21 protein-coding genes are annotated in these 22,990 nt (G+C 62.5%); 8 read left to right on the top strand and 13 right to left on the bottom strand.

Annotated features, from left to right (window positions below):
* Positions 1 to 233 precede the first annotated feature (233 nt).
* The 4 genes from tsaA to ABID44_RS05000 are packed head-to-tail and all read right to left on the bottom strand — an operon-like array spanning position 234 to position 3,635.
* Positions 234 to 755: a tRNA (N6-threonylcarbamoyladenosine(37)-N6)-methyltransferase TrmO gene (gene tsaA, locus ABID44_RS05015; protein ID WP_354150602.1), complete on the bottom strand. Its 522-nt coding sequence runs from the start codon at positions 753 to 755 to the stop codon at positions 234 to 236.
* Between the two features lie 5 nt (positions 756 to 760).
* Positions 761 to 1,549 carry an ABC transporter ATP-binding protein gene (locus ABID44_RS05010; RefSeq protein WP_354150571.1) on the bottom strand — a complete coding sequence of 263 codons (789 nt, stop codon included), beginning with the start codon at positions 1,547 to 1,549 and terminating at the stop codon, positions 761 to 763.
* Positions 1,546 to 2,595 (bottom strand): FecCD family ABC transporter permease, encoded by a 1,050-nt coding sequence (locus tag ABID44_RS05005; protein ID WP_354150570.1) that lies wholly within the window; start codon positions 2,593 to 2,595, stop codon positions 1,546 to 1,548. The genes ABID44_RS05010 and ABID44_RS05005 overlap by 4 nt, the downstream gene beginning before the upstream one ends.
* On the bottom strand, positions 2,592 to 3,635 hold the full coding sequence (locus ABID44_RS05000) for an iron ABC transporter substrate-binding protein (protein WP_378226453.1): 1,044 nt from the start codon (positions 3,633 to 3,635) through the stop codon (positions 2,592 to 2,594). Before ABID44_RS05000 ends, ABID44_RS05005 begins: the two co-directional genes overlap by 4 nt.
* A gap of 145 nt (positions 3,636 to 3,780) precedes the next feature.
* Here ABID44_RS05000 and ABID44_RS04995 point away from each other — a divergent pair, with 145 nt between their 5' ends.
* Both ABID44_RS04995 and ABID44_RS04990 read left to right on the top strand, forming a co-directional pair.
* On the top strand, positions 3,781 to 4,248 hold the full coding sequence (locus ABID44_RS04995) for a TadE/TadG family type IV pilus assembly protein (protein WP_378226452.1): 468 nt from the start codon (positions 3,781 to 3,783) through the stop codon (positions 4,246 to 4,248).
* Positions 4,248 to 6,035 carry a TadG family pilus assembly protein gene (locus tag ABID44_RS04990; RefSeq protein ID WP_354150568.1) on the top strand — a complete coding sequence of 596 codons (1,788 nt, stop codon included), beginning with the start codon at positions 4,248 to 4,250 and terminating at the stop codon, positions 6,033 to 6,035. Before ABID44_RS04995 ends, ABID44_RS04990 begins: the two co-directional genes overlap by 1 nt.
* Positions 6,036 to 6,128: 93 nt before the next feature.
* Here ABID44_RS04990 and ABID44_RS04985 read toward each other — a convergent pair whose 3' ends face one another.
* The 4 genes from ABID44_RS04985 to ABID44_RS04970 all read right to left on the bottom strand — a co-directional run bounded on the left by ABID44_RS04985 (position 6,129) and on the right by ABID44_RS04970 (position 10,873).
* On the bottom strand, positions 6,129 to 7,757 hold the full coding sequence (locus ABID44_RS04985) for an alpha-D-glucose phosphate-specific phosphoglucomutase (protein ID WP_354150567.1): 1,629 nt from the start codon (positions 7,755 to 7,757) through the stop codon (positions 6,129 to 6,131).
* A 116-nt stretch (positions 7,758 to 7,873) separates the two neighbouring features.
* Positions 7,874 to 8,656, bottom strand: a complete 783-nt coding sequence (locus ABID44_RS04980; protein ID WP_354150600.1) for an ATP-binding cassette domain-containing protein — start codon at positions 8,654 to 8,656, stop codon at positions 7,874 to 7,876.
* Positions 8,656 to 9,738 (bottom strand): ABC transporter permease, encoded by a 1,083-nt coding sequence (locus ABID44_RS04975; RefSeq protein ID WP_354150566.1) that lies wholly within the window; start codon positions 9,736 to 9,738, stop codon positions 8,656 to 8,658. The genes ABID44_RS04980 and ABID44_RS04975 overlap by 1 nt, the downstream gene beginning before the upstream one ends.
* A 103-nt stretch (positions 9,739 to 9,841) precedes the next feature.
* Complete coding sequence (locus ABID44_RS04970; RefSeq protein ID WP_354150565.1) at positions 9,842 to 10,873, bottom strand: sugar ABC transporter substrate-binding protein; 1,032 nt, start codon at positions 10,871 to 10,873, stop codon at positions 9,842 to 9,844.
* Between the two features lie 210 nt (positions 10,874 to 11,083).
* On the opposite strand from ABID44_RS04970, the gene ABID44_RS04965 reads away from it, so the two are divergent.
* The 3 genes from ABID44_RS04965 to ABID44_RS04955 all read left to right on the top strand — a co-directional run bounded on the left by ABID44_RS04965 (position 11,084) and on the right by ABID44_RS04955 (position 14,554).
* On the top strand, positions 11,084 to 12,310 hold the full coding sequence (locus ABID44_RS04965) for an ROK family transcriptional regulator (RefSeq protein WP_354150564.1): 1,227 nt from the start codon (positions 11,084 to 11,086) through the stop codon (positions 12,308 to 12,310).
* 38 nt (positions 12,311 to 12,348) lie between these two features.
* A complete protein-coding gene (locus ABID44_RS04960) occupies positions 12,349 to 13,272 on the top strand; it encodes a carbohydrate kinase family protein (protein ID WP_354150563.1) in 924 nt (307 codons plus the stop codon).
* A 142-nt stretch (positions 13,273 to 13,414) separates the two neighbouring features.
* Complete coding sequence (locus ABID44_RS04955; protein WP_354150562.1) at positions 13,415 to 14,554, top strand: DegT/DnrJ/EryC1/StrS family aminotransferase; 1,140 nt, start codon at positions 13,415 to 13,417, stop codon at positions 14,552 to 14,554.
* A gap of 20 nt (positions 14,555 to 14,574) precedes the next feature.
* Here the strand turns inward: ABID44_RS04955 and cysQ are convergent, their stop codons facing one another.
* From cysQ to cysD, 3 genes are read right to left on the bottom strand one after another with little or no spacing between them, the layout of a single operon-like run.
* Positions 14,575 to 15,312 carry a 3'(2'),5'-bisphosphate nucleotidase CysQ gene (gene cysQ / locus ABID44_RS04950; RefSeq protein WP_378226464.1) on the bottom strand — a complete coding sequence of 246 codons (738 nt, stop codon included), beginning with the start codon at positions 15,310 to 15,312 and terminating at the stop codon, positions 14,575 to 14,577.
* Positions 15,313 to 15,370: 58 nt separating this feature from the next.
* Positions 15,371 to 17,308, bottom strand: a complete 1,938-nt coding sequence (cysN, locus tag ABID44_RS04945) for a sulfate adenylyltransferase subunit CysN (protein ID WP_378226449.1) — start codon at positions 17,306 to 17,308, stop codon at positions 15,371 to 15,373.
* A 1-nt stretch (position 17,309) separates the two neighbouring features.
* Positions 17,310 to 18,236 (bottom strand): sulfate adenylyltransferase subunit CysD, encoded by a 927-nt coding sequence (gene cysD, locus ABID44_RS04940; RefSeq protein WP_354150559.1) that lies wholly within the window; start codon positions 18,234 to 18,236, stop codon positions 17,310 to 17,312.
* A gap of 400 nt (positions 18,237 to 18,636) precedes the next feature.
* Here cysD and ABID44_RS04935 point away from each other — a divergent pair, with 400 nt between their 5' ends.
* Complete coding sequence (locus ABID44_RS04935; RefSeq protein ID WP_354150558.1) at positions 18,637 to 19,917, top strand: O-antigen ligase family protein; 1,281 nt, start codon at positions 18,637 to 18,639, stop codon at positions 19,915 to 19,917.
* 69 nt (positions 19,918 to 19,986) lie between these two features.
* Here the strand turns inward: ABID44_RS04935 and ABID44_RS04930 are convergent, their stop codons facing one another.
* A complete protein-coding gene (locus tag ABID44_RS04930) occupies positions 19,987 to 20,580 on the bottom strand; it encodes a biotin transporter BioY (protein ID WP_354150557.1) in 594 nt (197 codons plus the stop codon).
* A gap of 129 nt (positions 20,581 to 20,709) precedes the next feature.
* Between ABID44_RS04930 and ABID44_RS04925 the strand changes: the two genes are divergently transcribed.
* Positions 20,710 to 21,618, top strand: a complete 909-nt coding sequence (locus ABID44_RS04925) for an MBL fold metallo-hydrolase (RefSeq protein WP_354150556.1) — start codon at positions 20,710 to 20,712, stop codon at positions 21,616 to 21,618.
* An 8-nt stretch (positions 21,619 to 21,626) separates the two neighbouring features.
* On the opposite strand, the gene ABID44_RS04920 is transcribed toward ABID44_RS04925, so the two are convergent.
* On the bottom strand, positions 21,627 to 22,394 hold the full coding sequence (locus ABID44_RS04920) for a DUF1499 domain-containing protein (protein WP_354150555.1): 768 nt from the start codon (positions 22,392 to 22,394) through the stop codon (positions 21,627 to 21,629).
* A gap of 231 nt (positions 22,395 to 22,625) precedes the next feature.
* Here ABID44_RS04920 and ABID44_RS04915 point away from each other — a divergent pair, with 231 nt between their 5' ends.
* Positions 22,626 to 22,982, top strand: a complete 357-nt coding sequence (locus tag ABID44_RS04915; RefSeq protein ID WP_354150554.1) for a hypothetical protein — start codon at positions 22,626 to 22,628, stop codon at positions 22,980 to 22,982.
* Positions 22,983 to 22,990: the final 8 nt, after the last annotated feature.

Below are 22,990 nucleotides of genomic sequence, written 5' to 3'. Positions count from 1 at the left end.
TACGGCACAAATGACGGAGCAATTGGCGGCGTAGAAACCAACCCGATCCACCTTAGCCAAGCCGCCAAGCTGTCTCACCAGACGGGTCCACCTCAATCTTCGACAGAAATTACGAACTGGCAGATGGATTCCCCGAACCCGGGCGCACCTTCTACCTGACATCGCGCCTGACTTTCTGAAACTCAGGCGCACAACGGATGAACTCGCTGACAGTCTCCATTGTCAGCGGGTTCTTAACTTCGGTCGCGCGGCCAGGACGAAGTCTGTTCCACCTCGAAATCGCCCGGTTGGGATGGGGCGATCGGTGTGAAACCTGTGCGTTCGGGCTTGAGATCGAGGAGCGGCGTGCCGTCCAGGCAATCCATTCCCTGCACCAGCAACATGTTCCCCTCGCGCCCGACCAGCCTTGCGATGGAAGTGCCGATGGGATTGGGCCGCGCGGGCGAGCGGATGGAAAAGGTGCCGCGTGTCGTTCCGTCATTGGCCGGGCTTTGCAACACCAGATCGCGCCGCGACATGTGCAGCCAATACAGCACCTCCAGTTCCTCGAACTCCTCGATATTCGCCAGCGCCTCGACCCATGGCTGGAAAATCTCGATGCGACAGACCGGCCCATCGCGCCTGCCTTGCCGTGGCGTCACCATGCGCGATGTCCAGGGTGTGCGGATCTGGCCGATGAACACCAGCCCGGCGTCGGTGGCCGGCGGCGCCTCCACGGCGCGTTCTCCCTGACGGATCTCGTTTTCCCTCACCATCGACATCACTCCTTCCTGAAGCGGCCGAGCGCCGGTGCACATATATTGCGCCCGGCTCCCCGCATGAATTCCACCGCGATCTCGACGCCATAGAGATTGCGCAGCGTCTCCGGCGTGACTGCCGCCTGCGGCGTCCCTTCGCAAATGATCCGCCCCCTCTTCATCAGCGCCACGCTGTCGGCGCAGGCAAAGGCGTGGCCGGGATCATGCGTGGACAACACGATGGCGAGGCCGGAGCCGCGCAACTCGTTGATGCAATCGAGCACCTTTGCCTGATTGCCAAAATCGAGACTTGCCGTCGGCTCGTCCATGACCACCAGTTCCGCCTCCTGGGCGAGCGCCCGCGCGATCAGCGTCATCTGCCGCTCGCCACCGCTGATTTCGGTGAAGGGTCGACTGGCCAGATGCTGAAGACCAAGACGCTCCAGCGCTCCCTGCGCGATCTCCCGATCGTGAGCGGAAGGCGTGGCGAAGGCGCCGATACGGCTGGCGCGCGCCATGGTGACCACCTCCGTGACGCTGAAAGGGAAATAGGATGATCCTGCCTGCGGGACATAGGCGACGTGACGGGCGAATTCCGAGCGGCTGAACTCCATCACCGGCCTGCCATGCAGTTCCAGCCTGCCGGCCAGCGGCGGCAGCAGGCCAAGCAGTGTGCGGAACAACGTTGTCTTGCCGCAGCCGTTCGGCCCCATCAGGCACAGCACCCTTGCGGCCTCGACCGCCAGGGTGACGCCCTCTCCAACCAGCGTCCCCCGGTAGCCGAACGCGAGATCCCGCGCCGTCATCATCATTGCCAGCCGCGCCTCCCGCTCGCCAGCAACCACAGGAAGAAGGGCGCGCCGATCACCGCCGTCAGAATGCCGAGCGGAACCTCGATCTGGGCGACGGTGCGCGCCAGCGCATCGACTCCGACCAGATAGCCGCCGCCGAGCATCAGCGAAGCCGGCAGGAGGCGGCCGAAATCCGGCCCCACGAGGCCGCGGGCGATGTGCGGCATGACAAGCCCGACCCAGCCGATGATGCCTGAGACCGACACCGCCGCGGCCGTCATCAGCGTTGCTGCCGCGACCAGCAAAAGGCGCAACCGGCCGGTCTCCATGCCGAGCGCGCGAGCCTCCTCCTCGTCCAGCGTCATCAGATTCATGCGCCAGCGCAGCAGGACCATCGGGGCCAGTCCCAGCAGCACGGCCGGCAGGATGGAGAAGGCGTCGGCTCGCGTGATGCTGGCGAGGCTGCCGAGCAGCCAGAAGGTGATGGCGGGAAGCTGATTATAGGGGTCGGCCAGAACTTTCAGGAGCGAGATGCAAGCGCCCAGCAACGCCCCGATGGCCACGCCCGCCAGAACCAGAACCAGTATGGGGTCGCGGCCGCGCACCGCAGAGCCGACCAGATAGACCAACGCCACGGCCACAAGCCCGCCGGCGAACGCCATGCTCTGTATCGCCAGAACCGGCAGGGAGAAGAAGATGCCGCCGACAGCGCCGAGGCTTGCGCCCGCCGACACGCCGAGAATATCCGGAGAGACGAGCGGGTTGCGGAACAGGCCCTGATAGACCGCTCCCGCGGCGGCCAGTGAGGCTCCGACCAGCAACCCCGCCAGCACGCGCGGCAGCCGCACGTTCCAGACCACCGTTTCCACCGTGGAATCGAGGCCGCTCGGGGTTCCCGTCAGACGAGACCAGACGACCAGAGCCATGTCGGACGGCGAGACGTCATATTTCCCGGCGAACAGCGCAAGAACCACCACGATCAGCAGCAGAACCGGAGGCACAACGCCCCTCAGGCGAGCGGCGCGTCCCTGTTTTCCGATTCCAGACAACGCCTCGCCCTTGCTCATCGCACCGCCGAATCCGCCAGAAGCCGGTCAAGCTGGCCGTCGGTCAATTCGACCTGATAGAAGAGACGATAGAATTCGCGGGTGCGCTCGCGCAAATCGAACTCCGCCTTTTCCGGATAGAGTATGGCTGTCAGCCATGTCACCGCGATCAGACGATTGACGCCGGGCGGCGAGTCGAACCAGCCGAACGGCAGAGTGGGGGCGCGATAGACCCTGCCCTCCTTCACGGCCTTGAGATTGGCCCAGGTCGGGTCGCTCATCACCGACTTCTGGAAATCGGGGCTGAGCGTCAGGATCACGTCAGGGTTCCATCCCAGCACCTGTTCGATCGAAACATTGGACAAACCTCCCGACCCGGCAAGCGCCGCCACATTGGCCGCCCCGACCACATCGAGGACTTCCATGTTGATCGATCCTGCGGAGCCCGTCTCCAACCCGTCCGGTCCGCGTCCGTAATAGACGCGCGGGCGTTCGTCGCCTGCTATGTCGGCGACGGTCTCCTTCTGCCATTCCATGGTGCGTCCGGCATAGGAAGCAAGCTCCTCGCCGCGCGCCTTCACTCCAAGAACATCGGCCACCTCGCGCAAGGTTTCAGGGGTGCGCGGGAACGCGCCGTCGATCAGCACATACGGAATGCCCGTCTGCTCCTGGACGCGGTCAGCCAGGGATGCGTAGGTCGGATCGATACTGCCGACATCGATGATAATGTCCGGCTTCATGGACAGCACCATTTCGATGTTGGCGGTGTTGCCGCGCCCGGTCAGTCGGCCGGTTTCGGGCAGATCGCGAAAAGGCTCGGCCAGAAATTCCTTTTCTGCGGCGGAAGGGCTTCGCACCCAGCCCACCATCTTCTCCGGCGCGAGGACATAGAGCAGAACCGAAGCGGGCGGACCGGCCGCCAGCACACGCTCGATCCTGTCTGGAATCTCAACGGTTCTGCCTGCCGCGTCGACGAACTGGCGGGCGGCTTGCGCAGCAGCCGGCATCAGCAAGAGATTCAGTGCAGCAAAAGTGACGAGCAGAAATCTGAAAAAACGCATCACGGCATCCCGGGATCAGTGTGATGCTACGGTTATATTAGCTTGAATATATCGGGCAAGCACGATCAGCAGGATTGCGGCGGCTGCAACTCTCTATAAACCTTTTCACCTTAAAGTTGTATCTATTGATTCACGCATCTTAAAGATGAAAGCGATAGGTTGTGCCATGGTCTGCTTTTCGCATCATATAGACCGTTTCGGTCGATTTCGCCGATGCAACAAGGCGGCAGCCGCCATCGAATTTGCGATCCTGTCACCGATTTTCCTGATGCTGCTGCTTGGAATGATCGCGTATGGCATCTATTTCGGCGCGAGCCATTCGGTGCAGCAACTTGCCGCCGATGCGGCCCGGATTGCGATGAGCGGCCTTTCCGCAGCCGAGCGCCAGGCCCTTGTGGCCGACTTCATCAGCCGCAACGGAGCCGGCTATGCCTTCGTCAACCCGGCGAAGCTCGTGGTGGACGCTCGCGACAGCGTCGCGGATGGAAGCCAGTTCGTTGTTTCGGTCACCTATGACGCGTCAAATCTGCCGATCTGGGGTCTCTTCTACGGCATCGCCATGCCTGGAAAGACAATCAGCCGGCAATCGACCATCAGGCTGGGAGGGTTATGATGGACAAACGGCTGCCCGAAAAAAGGCGCTTGGGAAGACGTTTCCTCGACAGCGGCAAGGGCAATTTCGCGGTGATGACCGCTCTCACCCTGCCCTTCGCCATCGTGCTCACCGCCTTCGCGGTCGATGAAGGTTCACTCTACACCGAACGCCGCCATGCGCAGGCCATAACCGATATCGCCGCCATCGCCGCCACCAGCAACATGAGCAAGGCGGAGGCAGCGGTAGCTGCGACATTCGCAGACAACGGCCTGGGGCAGGTGCTGGTGCGCAGTCCGGCCGACGCCACTCCACCCGTAGCCGGCCGCCCCGTCGCCAACGTCGTTCGCGGACGCTATACACCTGACCCGTCGAAATCTCGAAACGAGCGTTTTGAAGCCGGCAGACAGCCCTACAATGCGGTACAGGTTTCGCTGAACAAAATCGGCCGCCTGTATTTCGGCAGCAGCATCATGCCTGCGCCGGTGATCGGCACTTCGGCCATCGCCAGCAGCAGCACCGAAGCGGCATTTGCCGTGGGCTCCCGACTTCTCAGCCTCAACGACGGGCTCGTGAACGCCCTGCTCGGCTCGCTGCTTGGCGCGAATCTGCGTCTGAATGTCATGGACTACAATTCCCTCGCAAAGGTCGATGTAAGCGTCCTGGATTTTCTTGATGCACTCGCAATCAAAACGAACGCCACTGCGGTCACCTATTCCGATCTTCTGGCTACCGAGGCAAAAATCGGCGACATCGCCGCCGCCATGGCGGATGCGCCCGGCCTCAGCGGCGCAAACCGCATCGCGCTACAAACCCTCGGACGCGAAACAAGCGCCAATCTGCGCCTCGCCCTCAACACGCTGGTTGATCTTGGTTCGGTCGGCAAACTCGCGATAGGGCAGCGTCCCGCCGGTCTTGACATAGAAGCGAGCGCACTTTCGATCCTGACGACAAGCGCGGCGATCGCCAATGGCGAGAACATGGTCTCTGTCAATCTTGGCGGCGAATTGCCGGGGCTCGGCGGCCTGACGCTCAAGGTTGCAATTGGCGAGCCGCCGCAGCGCTCGCCATGGCTGGCGGTTGGCGAAGAGGGCAAGGTGGTGCGAACGGCCCAGACGCGCATCAGCCTCGTCGCCACCGTCAGCCCTCTTTCCGGAAAGACCGACATTCAGGACGGCATCAGGAAAATACATATTGCTTCAATCCACCTTCCCCTGCACGTGGAGGTGGCTTACGCGGAAGCAAAGCTGAAATCCATCGAGTGCGCGACCGGGCGGCCTGACAGCATTCAGGTGAAACTGGACGTGACCCCCGGCATAGCTGAACTTTATCTGGGGAAGGCCACCGGCTCCGGATTTGCCGACTTCACCCGAAAGCTGAATTTCGAAAAGGCCACGATTGCCGACATTAGCCTGAACATTCTTGGTCTCATCAAACTGGACGTGCTCAGCATTACAGGCCTGGCCCATGCTGCCATGGGCAACAGTAAAACCAAAACAGTGTCTTTCGACCGGGCGGCTATCGATCAACGCGTCTGGAAGAACGTGAAAACAGACAACTATACAGACAAGCTGACCCGGACCCTCATCGACGATCTGCAACTCTCGGTCAAACCGCTCGGTCTCGGCATCGACCTGGGCTGGCTCCTGGGCTCTGTGACGAACGCCGTAAAACCGGCGCTTTATGCGATAACTCCGGTGCTGGACGAATTGCTCCACAACCTGCTGAATATGCTCGGCGTCGGCCTCGGCGAAGCTGACGTCCGGGTCACCGGCGCCACATGCGGGCGTTCTGTTCTGGTTCAATAGGGAATCGGACCGAAAAGGGTGGGCGGTCTTTCGGATTGCTCCGATGCCCAGTCAACGTCCCACAACGTCCTTCGCGCGTCCACCCTGCGCCGCTCAGGTGATGACGCTCGGCCGGTCGCGCCCGGTGTGGCCGCGGATGCCGGCAATCTCCTCGGCGGCAGCTATCAGATCGGCCAGCGCTTCCTGCGTAGGCAGGCCGTGCCTTGCGGGATCGGGCTCGTAACGCTCGATATAGACGCGCAACGTCGCCCCGCTGGTGCCCGTGCCCGAAAGGCGGAACACGACCCGCGACCCGCCCGCGAACAGGATGCGTATGCCCTGGTGCTCGCTGATCGAGCCGTCAACGGGATCGTGATAGGTGAAATCGTCGGCGGTCTCGATCGTGAGCCCCCTCACCTGCGTACCGGCCAGCGCAGGCAACCGGTTGCCTAATTCCTCCATCAGCGCATTGGCGTCGGCGGTTTCGACCTCTTCATAGTCATGTCGCGAATAATAGTTGCGACCAAATTCGGCCCAGTGCTTCGTCACGATCTCCTTCACGCTCTCGCCATGTGCTGCAAGGATCGACAGCCACAGAAGCACGGCCCACAGGCCATCCTTTTCCCGCACATGGCTGGAGCCGGTGCCGGCGCTCTCCTCGCCGCAGATCGTCGCCATGCCGGCATCGAGCAGATTGCCGAAGAACTTCCATCCGGTCGGCGTTTCATACATGCCGAGCCCAAGCTTCTGCGCCACGCGGTCGACCGCGCCGCTGGTCGGCATCGAGCGGGCGACGCCCGTCAGACCCGCCATATAGGCCGGCGCTACCCGGGCGTTGGCCGCCAGCAGCGCCAGCGAGTCCGACGGTGTCACGAAGATGCCTTTGCCGATGATCAGGTTGCGGTCGCCGTCGCCATCCGAAGCGGCGCCGAAATCAGGTGCGTCCGGCCCCATCATCTCGTCATAAAGATGTTTGGCGTGGACGAGATTGGGGTCGGGATGATGGCCGCCGAAATCCGGCAACGGGCGAAAATTGCGGCATGCGCCTTCCGCAGCGCCAAGCCGGCGCTCGAATATCTCCTTCGCATAAGGGCCAGTGACGGCGTGCATAGCGTCGAAGCGCATGCGGAACCCTGATTCAAAGAGCCTGCGCAACGCATTGAAATCGAACAGGCTTTCCATGAGATCGGCATAGTCAAGAACGGGGTCGACGATTTCCACCACCATGCCGGCGGCCTCGACCGTGCCGATCGCGTCGATATCGATGTCATCGATATCGGCAATTCTGTATTCGCGGATTTCCCTGGTGCGCGCGTAAATCGCGTCGGTGATCCTTTCCGACGCCGGGCCGCCATTTCCGGCATTGTACTTGACGCCGAAATCCTCTTTCGGTCCGCCGGGATTGTGGCTGGCGGAGAGGATGATGCCGCCGAACGCTTTGTATTTGCGAATGAGATGGGAGGCGGCGGGCGTGGAAAGAATGCCGCCCTGTCCGATCATCACCTTGCCGAAGCCATTGGCGGCGGCCATCGCGACCACCTTCTGGATCACCTCGCGATTGTAGTAGCGCCCGTCGCCGCCCACCACCAGCGCCTTGCCCTCGAAACCGGACAGCGCATCGAAGATCGACTGGATGAAATTCTCCGCATAATGCTCCTGCTGGAACACTGGCACCTTCTTGCGCAAGCCCGAGGTGCCGGGCTTCTGATCGTCGAATGGCGTGGTCGCAACGGTGCGTATCATCTGTCGGTCTGCCTTTCCGGAGAACAAGCGTGCGGATGGGGTCAACGCACAAGCGTGCGCTTCGATCCGCAACCCTGATACGCTTTCAGGCAGCGCCGGTGAAGATGGCTCCCCGTTCAGGCCACGGCGGCGACCGCCGGCGGCGCCTTGGCGCCGGTCATGAAGGCCACCGCATCCGACATCGTATATTCCTTCGGATCGATGACGGTGAGCCGTCGCCCCAGGCGATGGATGTGGATACGGTCCGCCACCTCGAACACATGCGGCATATTGTGCGAAATCAGCACAATGGGCAGGCCGCGCTTCTTCACGTCGAGGATCAGTTCCAGCACGCGCCGCGATTCCTTGACTCCAAGCGCCGCCGTCGGCTCGTCCATGATGACGACCCTGGAACCGAACGCCGCCGCCCGCGCCACCGCAACCCCCTGACGTTGGCCGCCGGAAAGGGTTTCGACCGCCTGGCCGATATTCTGGATGGTCATCAGGCCAAGTTCTGAAAGCATGGCCCGCGCCCGTTTCTCCATGGCGGACCTGTCCAGCATGCGCAGCCATTTTCCGAGCGGCCCCGCACGCCTGATCTCCCGACCGAGAAACATATTGTCGGCGATGGACAGCGCGGGCGACAGCGCAAGGTTCTGGTAGACGGTCTCGATGCCGGCGTCGCGCGCCTCCATCGGCGAGCGAAACGCCACCGGTTCGCCGTCCAGCCTGATCTCGCCCTCGTCGGGCGTGATGGCGCCCGAGATCGCCTTGATCAATGAGGATTTGCCCGCGCCGTTATCGCCGATCACGGCAAGGATTTCACCCGGATAGAGGTCGAAATCGGCCGCGTCGAGGGCCGTCACCCGACCATACCGCTTGACCAGACCGCGCGCTGTGAGAACGGGTTCGCGTTGCATCATCCGGCCACCTTCCTGATCCATTGGTCGACGGCGACGGCGGCGATGATCAGCACGCCGATGAGCAGGTATGTCCATTGCGGATCGGTGCCGATGAGCCGCAGCGCAAGCGAGAAGACCCCGACGATCAGTGCGCCGAACAGCATGCCGAGTATGGAGCCGCGGCCACCGAACAGCGAAATGCCGCCAATCACCACCGCCGTAATGGATTCGATATTGGCGAACTGGCCTGAGGTCGGCGACACGGACCCCAGACGCCCGATCAGCGCCCACCCTGCCAGCGCGCAGATCAGACCGGCCAGAACATAAACCGAAAGCAGCATGCGGTTGACGTTGACGCCTGAAAGCTCGGCCGCTTCGGGATCGTCGCCGACGGCATAGACGTGCCGGCCCCATGCGGTGTGATTGAGCACGTACCAGAGCACCAGAACCAGCACGACCAGGGCGATGACGCCATAGGTGAACACCGCGCTGCCAAGGCGAACGCTGTTGCCGAACCATTGCAGAAGCGGTGCGTTGGCCTCGATGTCCTGCGCGCGGATCGTTTCGTTGGCCGAGTACAGGAAATTGGCGGCCAGAATAACTTGCCATGTGCCCAGCGTGACGATGAAGGGCGGCAGCTTCACCCGCGAAACCAGCCAGCCATTGAGGAAGCCGCAGGCAGCGCCGACGCCGAAGCCGCACAGGATGGCGACGGGCGCGGGAAGGCCGTAGCGAAAGGTGAACTGCCCCATCACGACGGACGTCAGCACCATGATCGCCCCCACCGAAAGATCGATGCCGGCGGTGAGGATGACCAGAGTCTGCGCCGCGCCGACAATGCCGACGATCGCCACCTGCTGGAGGATCAGCGTCAGCGAAAAGGCGGAAAAGAACCGCCCGCCGATAAGCATGGCGAAGATGGCGAGGGAGGCGATAAGCACAATCAGCGGCACCGCCGCCGGGCTCGAATGCAGGAAATGCTGGAGCCGCTCCACCATCGTTCGGTCATGGCTCTCGAACTGCGCGACGGAGGCGTCGCCGCCCGCCAGCGCTTTTTCAAACTCCTGCGGTTGCCCGCCGCGTGCCGACGCCTCGGTCATCCGGCCCTCCTTCCAGTGGAGCGTGTCGGTCTCGTCATTCCGAAGGGCGCGCCGCATCCTCGCGCGCGCCCTTCGGAAACAGTGTGCTCAAGTCCGGGTCAGATCAACCCCAGCACAAATCCAGACCCTTCTGGACATCAATGGACTCGACGCCATCGACCGGATTGGCCGTGACCAGCGCCACGCCCGTATCCACGAAATTCTTGCCTTCGCTCGCCTGCGGCTTCTCGCCCGTTTCGGCGAACTTCTTGATCGCCTCGATACCGAGCGAAGCCATAAGCAGCGGATATTGCTGCGACGTCGCGCCAATGACCCCGGCCTCGACATTCTTCACGCCCGGACAACCGCCGTCGACGGAAACGATCAGCACATTCTTCTCCATCCCGACCGCTTTGAGGGCTTCATACGCACCCGCCGCCGCCGGCTCGTTGATGGTGTGGACGACATTGATCGACGGATCTTTCTGGAGCAGGTTTTCCATGGCCTTGCGGCCTCCCTCCTCATTGCCGTTGGTAATATCGTGACCGACGATGCGCGGATCATCCTCGTCGCCGATGCGGTTGATGTCCTTGGTGTCGATGCCGAAACCCTTCATGAAGCCCTGATTGCGCAGCACGTCCACGGTTGGCTGCGACGGGGTCAGATTGAGGAAGGCGATCTTTGCATCCGCCGCGCCGTCTCCCAGCGTGGCGGCCGCCCATTTGCCGATCAGTTCGCCCGCCAGCAGATTGTCGGTAGCGAAAGTGGCGTCGGCCGCTTCCGCCGGATCAAGCGGAGTATCGAGCGCGATGACGAGAATGCCCGCATCGCGCGCCTTCTTGATCAATGGCACGATACCGGCCGTATCCGATGCCGTAATGAGGATGCCCTTCGCGCCATCGGCAATGCAGCTTTCGATCGCCGCCACCTGGCTTTCGCTGTCGCCGTCGATCTTGCCGGCATAGGATTTCAGGTTGACGCCCAGTTCCTGCGCCTTGGCTGTCGCGCCTTCCTTCATCTTGACGAAGAAGGGATTGGTGTCGGTCTTGGTGATAAGGCAGGCGCCCACTTCCTGAGCCGAAGCAGGCGCGGCCAGCATCGCCACGCCCAGAGCGGTCGCGCAAAACAGAGCGGTTTTCAACGCGCAGATCTTCATTCCATCCTCCCAGATGACGACGACCCCGGACCGATGCCGGCGCCATGATACGAGCGCTCACGCTGCCTCCCAGCCGCGCCCTCAGGCAAAACCAAACACAGGTTGCGGAGGGCTGTCAATAATTAAATCACTCTTATTTATTATTGACACCATTGCACCTATTCAACATTCTTGCCAAAGGACGGTAGATTTGGCGGGAGACCTGTTACGGTGGAAACCGGCACTGCAAAGCATGGTCCGCCCGAGGCGGCGGAAAGCCGTTTCCACCGCGGCACCAACCAGAGCGGAATGCGCGATCATAATGAGCGGCTCGTGCTGTCGCTCGTGCGTCTGCACGGCAGCCTGTCGAAGTCCGACATCGCGCGCATGACCGGCCTGTCGGCGCAGACCGTCTCCGTCATCATGCGCGAGCTGGAACAGGATGGGCTTCTGCTGAAGCAAGCGCCGCAGCGCGGCAAGATCGGCCAGCCTTCGGTTCCCATGTCGCTCAATCCGGATGGCGCCTTCTTCATCGGCCTCAAGATCGGCCGGCGCAGTTCCGATCTTGTGCTGATCGATTTCCTCGGCGCACCGCGCGCTTCCGTCCAGCTTTCCTATCGCTATCCGGTTCCCCGCGACACGGTGGAGTTCGTTTCCAGCGGAATGCAGAAGCTGCGCGCCAGCCTCGCCGCATCGCAGCAGAAGCGCATTGCCGGCCTCGGCATCGCCATGCCGTTCGAATTGTGGAGCTGGGCCGATACGGCAGGCGCACCGCGTGAAGTGATGGACGAATGGCGTCACCATGACATGCGCACGGAAATCCAGCTCCTGTGCGATTTCCCGGTCTATCTGCAAAACGACGCCACCTCCGCCTGCGGAGCCGAACTGGTGTTCGGCCAGACAGGCGCGCCACGCGACTTCGTCTATTTCTATATCGGCGCATTCGCCGGAGGCGGCATCGTGCTGGACGGCCGGCTCTACAGCGGCCCCACCGGAAACGCCGGCGCGCTAGGCTCCATGCTTGTGCCCGGCAATGGCGACAAGCCGGCCCAGCTCATCGACATCGCCTCCATCGCAGTTCTTGAAAAACGGCTCAATGCACGGGGCATCGAGGCTCCGCACCTTTGGACCACCCCGGAAGAATGGGGCGATCTGGGACCTGTGGTCGACGAGTGGATCACAGATGCCGCAGCGGCGCTTGCCTACGCCATAGCTTCGTCCACCGCCGTGATCGACTTCGAAGCGGCCGTGATCGACGGCTGGATGCCTGTTGCGATCAGGGCGCGGCTGGTCGAGGCCGTGCGCGAAGCCATCCGGGGCATCGATGCCGAAGGTCTGCTCCTGCCGCACATCCGGGAGGGAACGGTTGGCGTCCATGCCCGCGCGCTGGGCGCGGCCAGCCTGCCGCTGTCGGAGCGCTTCCTGATCGGCCCCACCCTTCCTGCGCGCGGCGCCTGAGCGGCAGCGTCCCCAAACACACCACGGAGCTAAGGCGAATGATACTCTGCTGCGGCGAGGCGCTGGTCGACATGCTGCCGCGCACTTCCACCAAGGGTGAAAACGCTTTCGCCCCCTATGCCGGCGGCGCTGTGTTCAACACAGCCGTTGCGTTGGGGCGACTGGGCGTGCGCACCGGCTTCTTCTCCGGCGTTTCCAGCGACATGTTCGGTAAAATGCTGCGCCAGGAACTTGAGGCGAGCCACGTCGATTGCCGCTATCTCCACATTTCCCGGCGCCCCACCACACTCGCCTTCGTGCAACTCGACGGCGGCCAGGCCAGCTACATCTTCTATGACGAGAATACAGCCGGACGCATGCTGACCGAGGCCGACCTTCCTCCTCTCGGCAGCGATGTCGAAGCGATGCTGTTCGGGGCCATCAGCCTGATCTCCGAGCCCGCCGGCAACGCTTATGAAGCGTTCATGCGGCGCGAACACGGAAACCGGGTGATGATGCTTGATCCCAACATCAGGCCGAACTTCATTCCGGACCGCACAAGGCATCTTGCCCGCATCGAGGCGATGATGGCCATGGCCGATATCGTCAAACTTTCGGACGAAGATCTTTCATGGTTCGGACAAAGGGTTTCGCCCGAGGACTTCGTCGAAGCCTGGCTGAAGCGAGGTCCCACCCTGATCGTCCTGACGCATGGCGGCAGGGGCGCAACCGGTTATACGCGGGCAGGCAAGGTGTCTGTCACCCCGCCGCAAGCTGATGTGGTGGACACGGTCGGCGCTGGCGACACCTTCAACGGCGGCGTGCTCGCATCCCTTTCCGAGCAGAGATTGCTGACCAGAAACGGGATCGCCTCGATCTCCGGCGAGCAACTGCGCGCCGCGCTCGACATGGCGGCGCGCGCCGCCGCCGTCACCGTTTCGCGCGCGGGAGCGAACCCGCCCTGGCGTCACGAACTGGTCTGATTCCAGCGATTATCAAATTTCAGCCGCACTCTGGCGTCGAAATGTGATTCTGGCCGCATGGATCCCCGGGCTAGCGCCTTTCCTGGTTACGCCAACTCTGATACTTGCGCCCTGTTTATGGCTCATCCGCATTGGAGCAATCATGCAGTTCATCGATCTCAACGCACAGCGCGAACGCATCCGCGACCGGCTCAAAGCCGCCATCGACCGCGTCGTTGACGATGGCCGTTACATACTGGGGCCTCAGGTCACAGAACTGGAACAGAAACTCGCCGACTATGTGGGCACGAAGCATGTCGTCGCCTGCGCCAACGGCACCGACGCGCTGCTCTTGCCGCTCTACGCCTCCGGCGTCGGGCGCGGCGACGCCGTGTTCGTGCCAAGCTTCACATTCGCCGCGACGGCGGAAGTGGTGGCGCTCGCCAAGGCCGAGCCCGTATTCGTGGATGTCGACCCTGACACCTACAACATCGACATCGCCAGCCTTGAGGCCGCAATCGAGATGGTGAAGAAAGAGGGCCGCCTGCGGCCCAGGGCGATCATCCCTGTCGACCTGTTCGGCCTCGCAGCCGATTATGACGCCCTCATGCGGATCGCCAAACGCGAAAACCTGCTGGTGATCGAGGACGCCGCGCAGTCGATCGGCGGCTCCGCCGACGGCGGGATGTGCGGCTCGTTCGGCCATGTCGCCGGAACCAGCTTCTATCCGGCGAAGCCCCTCGGTTGCTATGGAGATGGCGGCGCCATGTTCACCGATGACGGTGAGCTTGCCGAGCGGCTGCGCTCCTTCGCATTCCATGGCAAGGGGGAAACCCAGTACGATAATGTCCATGTCGGCATCAATTCGCGTCTCGACACCATTCAGGCCGCGATTCTCATCGAGAAGCTCGCCATTCTCGAAGAGGAGATGGAGGCCCGCCGCAAGGTGGCCGCACGCTATGCCGATGGTCTGGGCGATATCGTCAAGGCCGCGAACAATCCCGGCCATGGCCGTTCGGCCTGGGCTCAATACGCCATCGAGACGCCGAAGCGCGATAGCCTGAAGGCGCATTTGCAGGAAAAGGGCATCCCTTCCGTCATCTATTACGTGAAGCCGCTACACGCGCAGATCGCCTATCGCGACTTCCCGCGCACGCCGACCGGACTTGCCGTTTCGGAAGGCCTGCCGGAGCGCATCCTGTGCCTGCCGATGCATCCCTATCTGTCGGAAGATGATCAGGACCGCATCATCGAAACGATCCGCAACCATATCGGATCGAACTCGGCCGCAGCCGCCGAATAGCCCCTGGAAAGCCGGCGTACTTACGCCGCCGGCTCCCTGCCCCGCGCGATGAAGAACGGATTGGAAAAATCCACATCGTCGTCGCGATTACGCTTGCCATAGGTCAGCGGCGCGCCATCGACCGTGCGGGTCATGCCGCCCGCCGCGCGCAGCACGGCGTCGCCGGCGGCGGTGTCCCATTCCATGGTGCGGCTGAAGCGCGGATAGAGGTCCGCCTCACCGGCCGCCAGCAGACAGAATTTCAGCGACGAGCCGACCGAAACGATCTCGGCCATGCCGAGCCGCGTGATGTAATCCTCCGTCTCCGGAGTGTTGTGCGAGCGGCTGGCGACCACGGTCGGAGGCACCGCCTGCTCGCGCACGCCAACGCGTTGACGCGCACAGACGGTGTAGTCCTCGCCTACCCACAGCGTTTCCGCCAGACCGGGGCGGCCGGAAAAGAAACGGCCGCTGCATGGTGCGAAAACGACGCCGATTTCCGGCACGCCGTTGCGGATCAGTGCGATATTGACGGTGAAATCGGCGCGACGGCTGACGAATTCCTTGGTGCCGTCCAGCGGATCGACCAGGAAAAATTCACTGCCGATCTCCCCCGGCTTGATGCCCGCGGAGGTCTCTTCCTCGGCCACGCAGACAATCTCCGGGAAACGGGCCCGCAATCCTTCGAGAATGATACGTTCGCTTCCCCGGTCGGCTTCGGTCACGGGAGAACTGTCAGCCTTGTTCTCCACCGCGCAGCCTGCCTCGAAGACGCGCATGATCTCGCGCCCGGCTTCGAGCGCAAGGCCCTCCAACAAGGCGAGGATTTGCGTATCGTCAGATTCCGCCGCCGCTTTCGTACTGATCCTGGGCAATGTCACGCTCTGTCAACCACCGTTCCACCGCCTCTACCATCTCTTCGGGAGTGCGTCCCAGAGTCTGCAGGCGTACTTCGGGGTTCTCCGGCGATTCGTACGGCGAGTCCACTCCCGTAAAGTTGTCGATCTCGCCTTTCAACGCCTTCGCATACAATCCCTTGGGATCACGGCGCACGCATTCCTCGAACGGGGTGTCGACGAACACCTCCACGAACTCGCCGCTCTTCATAAGTGCGCGCGCCAACTGCCGCTCGGCGCGGAATGGTGAGATGAAGGAAACGATGACGATCAGGCCCGCATCGGCCATCAGTTTTGCGACTTCGGCGACCCGGCGGATGTTTTCCGCGCGGGCCGCCTCGGAGAACCCGAGATCGCGGTTCAGACCATGGCGAATATTGTCCCCGTCGAGGACACAGGTATGGCGACCGGCGGCGTGGAGCTTCTTTTCAAGCAGGTTGGCGATGGTCGACTTGCCCGAACCGGACAATCCCGTGAACCAAAGCACCGCCGGGCGCTGATGCTTGATCGCCGCGCGCGCATCCCGGCTGACGTCGAGCGACTGCCAGTGGATGTTTTCGGCCTGCCTGACGCCATGGCGGATCATGCCCGCTCCGACAGTCGCATTTGTGATGCGGTCGATGAGGATGAAAGCGCCGGTTGAGCGGTTCTCCGCAAAAGGATCAAAAGCCACCGGCGAGCGAAGAGAAATGGTGACGACGCCGACCTCATTAAGTTCGAGCGTGCGTGCTTCTTCTTCCGCAAAATCGTTGATGTTGAGCCTGTGGCTGATGGCGTCGACCGTTGCGCTCGCCTGATCGGTCGCCGTGCGCAGCACATAGGCGGCGCCCGGCCGCAAGGCCTTCTCGTCAAACCAAACCACCGAGGCCGCGAAACGGTCGCCCACCTGCGGGCGAGCGGCCGGGGCCACCAGCACATTGCCGCGCGAAACTTCAACCTCTCTGTCGAGCACCAGGGTCACGGCTTGCCCTGCGACGGCAGTTTCGAGATCCCCGCCCTGCGCGACGATACGTTTCACCCGCGCCCGCCTGCCGGATTTGGCGACGACGATCTCGTCACCCGGCGCGACCGCCCCGGAGGCTATGGTGCCGGCAAAACCGCGAAAATCGAGATCGGGACGGTTCACATATTGTACGGGCAGACGAAACGGCAGTTCCGCCGCCTCTTCATCGACGGGCGCCGTTTCCAGATGCTCGATCAAAGTTGGCCCTTCATACCAGCCCAGACGCTCGGAGCGCTGGCTGACATTGTCGCCATAGCGCGCCGAAATCGGGATGGCTTCTATGGTGCGCAAGCCGAGCCTGTCCGCGAAAGCGCGGTATTCTGCCACGATGCGGTGGAACGCGCCCTGATCGAAACCGACCAGATCGATCTTGTTGACCGCCAGCACGATGTGGCGGATGCCAAGCAGCGAGGCGATGACCGTGTGGCGTCGGGTCTGGCGCAGCACACCTTGCCTTGCATCGACCAGCACGATAGCCAGATCGCAGGTCGAGGCTCCGGTCGCCATGTTGCGCGTGTATTGCTCATGACCGGGGGTGTCGGCGACAATGAACTTGCGCTTCGGCGTGGCGAAGAAACGATAGGCTACGTCGATGGTGATGCCTTGTTCGCGCTCGGCCTCCAGCCCGTCCACCAGCAGAGCGAAATCCATCTCGTCCCCGGTGGTGCCGTGGCGGCGGGAATCGTGCTCCAACGCCGCCAACTGGTCCTCGAATATCTGGCGGGTGTCCGACAACAGCCGGCCGATCAGCGTGGATTTGCCATCGTCCACGGAGCCGCAGGTGAGAAAGCGCAGCAGCGACTTCTGCTCCAGCGACGCGAGATAGGCGCGCACGCCCTCAACCGCATCGAGATTGTCTGGCGTCACATGCCGCATCTCAGAAGTACCCCTCGCGCTTCTTCTTTTCCATGGAGCCGGATTCGTCCCGGTCGATCAGCCGCCCCTGTCGCTCCGACGTGCGGGCCGTCAGCATCTCGCCGACGATGGCCTCCAGCGTATCGGCGCCGGATTCGATGGCTCCCGTAAGGGGATAGCAGCCCAGCGTGCGGAACCGCACGAGGCGCTCCTGCACCTGTTCGCCGGGCAGGAGCTTCATGCGCTCATCGTCCTTGAGGATCAGCATTTCGCCGCGCTGCACGACAGGCCGACGCGCGGCGAAATAGAGCGGAACGATAGGGATGTTCTCCTGCAGGATGTATTGCCAGATATCCAGCTCGGTCCAGTTGGACAGCGGAAACACCCGGATCGATTCGCCCGGTGAAATGCGTGTGTTGTAGATGTTCCACATCTCCGGGCGCTGATTCTTCGGGTCCCAGGCATGGCTTGCATTGCGGAAGGAAAAGATGCGCTCCTTCGCTCGCGACTTTTCCTCGTCCCGGCGCGCGCCGCCGAAGGCGGCGTCGAAGCCGTATTTGTCCAGCGCCTGCCGTAGCGCCACCGTCTTCATGACATCGGTGTGCGTGTTGGAACCATGGTCAAAGGGATTGATGCCGTCGCGCACGCCATCCGCGTTGATATGCACGATCAGCTCGAAGCCGAGACGCGTCGCCATCTCGTCCCGGAACGCGATCATCTCGCGGAATTTCCACGTCGTATCGACATGCAGGAACGGAAAAGGCGGTCGGGCGGGGTAAAAGGCCTTGAAGGCCAGATGCATCAGCACGGACGAATCCTTGCCGACGGAATAAAGCATCACCGGCTTTGAAAAGCTTGCGGCGACCTCCCGAAATATATGTATGGATTCCGCCTCCAGCCGCTGGAGATGGGTGAGCATCGGCGCCATGTCAGCCTGCTTTCCTTTCAACCGACCAGGAGCGACCTTCAGATGCCGCGATGGCCTGCCGAAGAGGGCTTGCCTCAACACAAAGAGTCTGCCTGATGACTGACTTTTGCCTGCGTCGGAAATCTGCGTCTGCGGTTCGCTTTCTAGCGGTCGGGATGCCCACAACCAACGTAACGGAAACTCATTGCAGCTACGGATTGCGATGATTTTTCCACAGGAAGGGCAAGGCAGGGTACAATCGTGCGGGAAGCGGCAGACAAGCCTCCCGCCATCAAATAGGCATCATTTCAGGTGTCTAAAGACGACGCTGTCGCGCGGTCGGCTGGCTGCCAACAGGTGTGGGCGTTAAGCTGTTCCGACAGCATCGGAACGGTTGGAAGAGGTCGGCGAATGAGGGGACCGGCTTCAGGAACGGGGACTTGTGCAAATATTCCGGAAACCCAGCTTAGCCCTTAACAGGCGTCTGTCATTCCCCTCGCTGCCCGAAGACGGCATAGCCCGTAATAACGTCATCTCCGCCTTCCTCATGGGGGCCCTGCCCTCCGCTGCGGGCAGCGCCATTTCGGTGCTGCTCTACACATTCTTCGTTTGGGCGCTCATTTCCATGGCGTTCGGACGTTTCACCTTCAGCATGACCCGCTCGGACCGCCTGCTGGCATGGACCTGCACCCTTTTCGCCGGCCTCATCGTGCTCACGGCGCTCGTCGGTGAAAACAGCTCGCAGGCTCCGCGTTCCTTCCTCTGGTTGCTGGCGTTCCTCACTCCGTGGGCGATCATTCCCCGGTTGCGCGCGAGCGGCGGCGCCGACTATCTGTCGTCCTACATAAGCGGCGCAGCTGTCGGCTCGATCGCGGCCTGCCTGATTGCTTTCGTGCAACTGGCCATCTTCGGCGTGCGGCCTGCCGGCGGCGCTGGCAACGAGGCTGTCTTCGGCATGATGTCGCTCTGCCTGATGGGGTTGGGCGGACTGAAGATCGGATCGGACACACGCGCCGGCATGCTTCTGGGGCTGGTCGCCATTGGTGCGGGCCTGGCGGCGCTCCTGATGTCCCTGACCCGGGGCGTGGCTCTTTCCGCCATATCCGTTTTGCTGCTGCTCGCTGTTTTCGCCCCGGTGAAACTGCGCGCCATGATCCTGCGTCCGGCCACTATCCTGGCGTTCGTGGCGGCGTTCATCATCGTGTATTTCATACAGGATGCGCTCAATGCGCGCTTTCAGGAAACCGTGGGCGAACTGGGCATCCTGCTCCAGAACGGCGATGCCCACGGCCCCATCGGCGAACGCGTACGGCTATGGCACGCCGCACTGGAGGCGATTCGCCAGTCCCCGATCTGGGGCTACGGCATCCAGAACCGAATGAACGCGCTGGTTCCGACCCTCATGCTGGACGGCAACGCAATCCGCGGCTACACCCATGCCCACAACAGCGTACTGACCTTCATGCTGGATGGCGGCGTTCTCGTGGTCAGCGCCATGATCGGGGTCCTGTGCATGCCGGTGGCGCTGGCCTGGAACGCTCCGCGCGACGCCAGCTACCGGACGCGCCTGTTCGCGGCCCTGATCGTGTCCGGGTCCTATGCGCTGTGCGGCATGACCCAGATCATGTTCAAGCACGACATCATGGATTCGTTCTTCGTATTCTTTGCGATCCTGATCGCCGCATCGATCCCGGCCGACGGCCCCGGGATGAAAAAACGGTAGGCCCCTTCGCCTAAACAAAAAAGCCCAGCGCTTCCCAGCGCCGGGCTTTTTTTGGAATTATTCGGCGTCTTAGCGGAAGCGCGCGAGGATCGACCAGACGGCCGGAACAAGGCTCGCGGCCAGCGCGACTTTGATGAGATCGCCGACGACGAAGGGCGCCACCCCGAACTGCCAGGCCTTATCGGCGCCGATGAGCACGGCGAGCCAGGCAAAGCCCATCGCCATCATGACCACTTCGGCCACCATGAAAGCGCCGAACAGCTTGAAGGGGTTGCGGTCGAAACCACGGTCAGCCGCCCAGCCGGCAATGGCGGCCATGGCGACAAAACCGGCAAGATAACCGCCGGTGGTCCCGAGCATGTAAGCGAGACCGACGCCCTTCTCAGGCGAACTCTGGAACACGGGCAGGCCCATCGCGCCTTCAGCCATGTAGAGCAGCAGGGTCGCGACGGCGAGGCGCATGCCGAAGGCGGACGCAATCAGCAGGACAGCCAGCGTCTGGAGCGAAATGTCGACCGGGCCGAGGAACACCTTGGTCTTGGCGGAAACCGTCAGCAGCAGCGTGCCGCCGATGGCGAGCAACGCCTGCGCCGCCAAGCGCGAAACACCTTTTTCGGGCAAAGCCAGGGAAACAAGCGGACGCATCGTCGTTGCAATTGCCATGATCTTCCTCATTGCGTTGGTCAGGCGTTTGGGCAGGTGCGGTCACCGCGCAGCACGTTTCCCCTATATTGTCTTACATGCTATGCGGCAAATGGTTTCGCAGCGCAGCATCCCGGACGGCACATTTCCATGGCATTAGAATTCGACACGGGTTTCGAACCGGCTCACGGCTCTTTCGTGAGCGTGGCGCCCGACATTCTGCGGGTTACGGCTCCAAACGCCTCGCCGTTCACATTCCATGGCACCAACAGCTACATCGTCGGGCGCGACACGCTTGCCGTCATCGATCCCGGTCCCGATGACGAGCGCCATCTGAGAACCCTGCTCGACGCCATCGGCGAACGGCCGGTAAGCCACATATTCGTCAGCCACACGCATCGCGACCATTCTCCGCTCGCCGCGCGCCTGAAAGCTGCGACCGGCGCCCTCGTGCTTGCGGAAGGCCCTCACCGGCCGGCGCGTGAACTGGCCATAGGCGAGGTCAATGCGCTGGACGAGAGCAACGACACCGGTTTCGTTCCGGATGTCGCCTTGCCCGACAATGCGCTCATCGATGGCGACGGCTGGTCGATCCGCGCCGTTCACACACCCGGACATGCGGCGAACCACGCGGCTTTTTCCCTCGAAAACACCGGTGTCCTGTTCAGCGCCGATCATGTCATGGCATGGTCCACCAGCATCGTCGCCCCGCCAGACGGGGCGATGGCGGACTACATGACCTCGCTGGAGAAGCTGCTGGAACGCGACGACCGCCTTCTCCTGCCCGGCCATGGTGGCCCCGTAACCCAGCCCAGGGCATTCATGCGGGGGTTGAAAGCACATCGCAAGATGCGCGAGCGCGCCATCCTCGAACGGATCGTACAGGGTGACCGAACCATCGCCGAGATGGTCGGGGCGATCTATCGCGAAACCGATCCGCGCCTGCACGGCGCTGCCGGCCTCTCCATCCTTGCGCATCTGGAGGATCTCGTCAGCCGCGGCCTCGTGGTGACCGAAGGCGCAGCCGCCATCGACGGCATCTACGAGCCGGGCAGGTAGTCCGGCGACTACAGACCCTGTTCGATAGCGCTCTGTCCCGTCGCCTCCTGATCCAGTTCCTTGAGGAACCTGACGATGCGGTCGGCATTGTCGCCGAGATCGTGGCGGCCATAACGGGACGCCGAGCGCATGTCGACGAAGCTTGTCTCGCCATCGCCGGTGACGCGGATGACAACATCCACGGGCAGTTCCAGCACGAAACTGGTGGCTGTCGCCGTCACGAGCAGCTCGCGCAATCCCTCATCCTCCAGTGTCGGCATTGTAGAACTCGCCCAGCCCTGCCGGCGAAGAACGTCGCGAACCATGTCGGCGGCTTCGGCAAAGGGGAGATCATAGCGGCGGCCGTTCACCAGCGGATAGGCCTCCGCCTGAAGTCGCCGCTCCCCGGGCGTCGCTTCAAAAATGCGACCATCGGCAAAAGCGGGCGCGGTTTCGAGATCGGTGGAGATGTCGCGCAGCGGCGGAAACGTCAGCGCCCAGTAGGACGCCAGCCCATAGGGCGCGAGCACGATCAGCGCAACCAACGCGCCGACCGTCAGATCGCGGCCGCCGCGATCGCCGAAGTTCCACAGCCGCGCGAAAGCCCAGCCGGAAAACAGCAGGGCGAAGGCGGCCAGAAGCGCCACCAGCGCCAGAACCCACAGGAAGGCAGGCGTTTCGACAAAACCGAAATGATGACCGGTCCATGCCGTGAGCAGGAGCACAGCCGAAAATGCCGCCATGCGGCGCGACCAGCCTGCCGCCATAGTGGTGCGCCGTTCAGGAAATGCCGTCATCGCCCGCCATCGAAGTCTCTCGGTTCACGAGTCTAGAGCATTGCGTTGAAAAGTGGAATCCGGTTTTCGGCAGGCTGCGCGGCCGATCAAGAAGCCGGAAGGGCTCTTCATCAAAGTTGAATGCGCCGCACTCTGCGCCCGCGTCTGTTCGGGTCGGCACGCCACAATGCAGCCACGCTGAAGGTAAATCTTTCCTTAAAGAGGGCTCATCGACGAACGCAGGGCATTGGCATGAACGCGCAGCTCGACGAAAACGTGCTTGAAGAGGCGCTGGCAGAAGGTCTGGCCGGAATCGCTTCCGACGCCCTCCCGGTTTCGGATAAGGATTTTCTCAAGGCTGCGACCGAAGCGCTGGAATCCGTCGGGGGCCGGCTTCTGTTCAGCATGCGCACAGGCGACGAAGACGCCGGGGAGCATGTCGCCGCCGGTTGCCTTGGCGATGGCGATGCCCGGCAAATTCTGCTGCTGTCACAACCCGTTTCAGGTGGTCAGCTCAAGGTCGAACCAGCATCGAAAAGCGGCAATCCGCTCTCCGGCATCGCCGCCTCCTATGCCGCTCTCATGGACGCCCTGAACGCTGCGGCGTAGCTGCGCGC

Source organism: Aquamicrobium ahrensii (assembly GCF_040545755.1).
Taxonomy (GTDB): Bacteria; Pseudomonadota; Alphaproteobacteria; order Rhizobiales; family Rhizobiaceae; genus Mesorhizobium; species Mesorhizobium ahrensii.
The sequence above is the reverse complement of the archived record's forward strand: the minus strand, read 5'-3'. Positions and strand labels throughout refer to the sequence as shown.

Coding starts and splice junctions, on each gene's coding strand:
- tsaA (WP_354150602.1), bottom strand. CDS start 755: ATGGTGAGGGAAAACGAGATCCGTCAGGGAGAACGCGCCGTGGAGGCG.
- cysN (WP_378226449.1), bottom strand. CDS start 17,308: ATGCGGCATGTGACGCCAGACAATCTCGATGCGGTTGAGGGCGTGCGC.
- ABID44_RS04930 (WP_354150557.1), bottom strand. CDS start 20,580: ATGGCAATTGCAACGACGATGCGTCCGCTTGTTTCCCTGGCTTTGCCC.
- ABID44_RS04920 (WP_354150555.1), bottom strand. CDS start 22,394: ATGACGGCATTTCCTGAACGGCGCACCACTATGGCGGCAGGCTGGTCG.
- ABID44_RS05000 (WP_378226453.1), bottom strand. CDS start 3,635: ATGCGTTTTTTCAGATTTCTGCTCGTCACTTTTGCTGCACTGAATCTC.
- ABID44_RS04955 (WP_354150562.1), top strand. CDS start 13,415: ATGCAGTTCATCGATCTCAACGCACAGCGCGAACGCATCCGCGACCGG.
- ABID44_RS04925 (WP_354150556.1), top strand. CDS start 20,710: ATGGCATTAGAATTCGACACGGGTTTCGAACCGGCTCACGGCTCTTTC.
- ABID44_RS04960 (WP_354150563.1), top strand. CDS start 12,349: ATGATACTCTGCTGCGGCGAGGCGCTGGTCGACATGCTGCCGCGCACT.
- ABID44_RS05010 (WP_354150571.1), bottom strand. CDS start 1,549: ATGATGATGACGGCGCGGGATCTCGCGTTCGGCTACCGGGGGACGCTG.
- ABID44_RS05005 (WP_354150570.1), bottom strand. CDS start 2,595: ATGAGCAAGGGCGAGGCGTTGTCTGGAATCGGAAAACAGGGACGCGCC.
- ABID44_RS04975 (WP_354150566.1), bottom strand. CDS start 9,738: ATGACCGAGGCGTCGGCACGCGGCGGGCAACCGCAGGAGTTTGAAAAA.
- ABID44_RS04990 (WP_354150568.1), top strand. CDS start 4,248: ATGGACAAACGGCTGCCCGAAAAAAGGCGCTTGGGAAGACGTTTCCTC.
- ABID44_RS04970 (WP_354150565.1), bottom strand. CDS start 10,873: ATGAAGATCTGCGCGTTGAAAACCGCTCTGTTTTGCGCGACCGCTCTG.
- ABID44_RS04915 (WP_354150554.1), top strand. CDS start 22,626: ATGAACGCGCAGCTCGACGAAAACGTGCTTGAAGAGGCGCTGGCAGAA.
- cysQ (WP_378226464.1), bottom strand. CDS start 15,312: ATGCGCGTCTTCGAGGCAGGCTGCGCGGTGGAGAACAAGGCTGACAGT.
- ABID44_RS04995 (WP_378226452.1), top strand. CDS start 3,781: ATGAAAGCGATAGGTTGTGCCATGGTCTGCTTTTCGCATCATATAGAC.
- ABID44_RS04985 (WP_354150567.1), bottom strand. CDS start 7,757: ATGATACGCACCGTTGCGACCACGCCATTCGACGATCAGAAGCCCGGC.
- ABID44_RS04980 (WP_354150600.1), bottom strand. CDS start 8,656: ATGCAACGCGAACCCGTTCTCACAGCGCGCGGTCTGGTCAAGCGGTAT.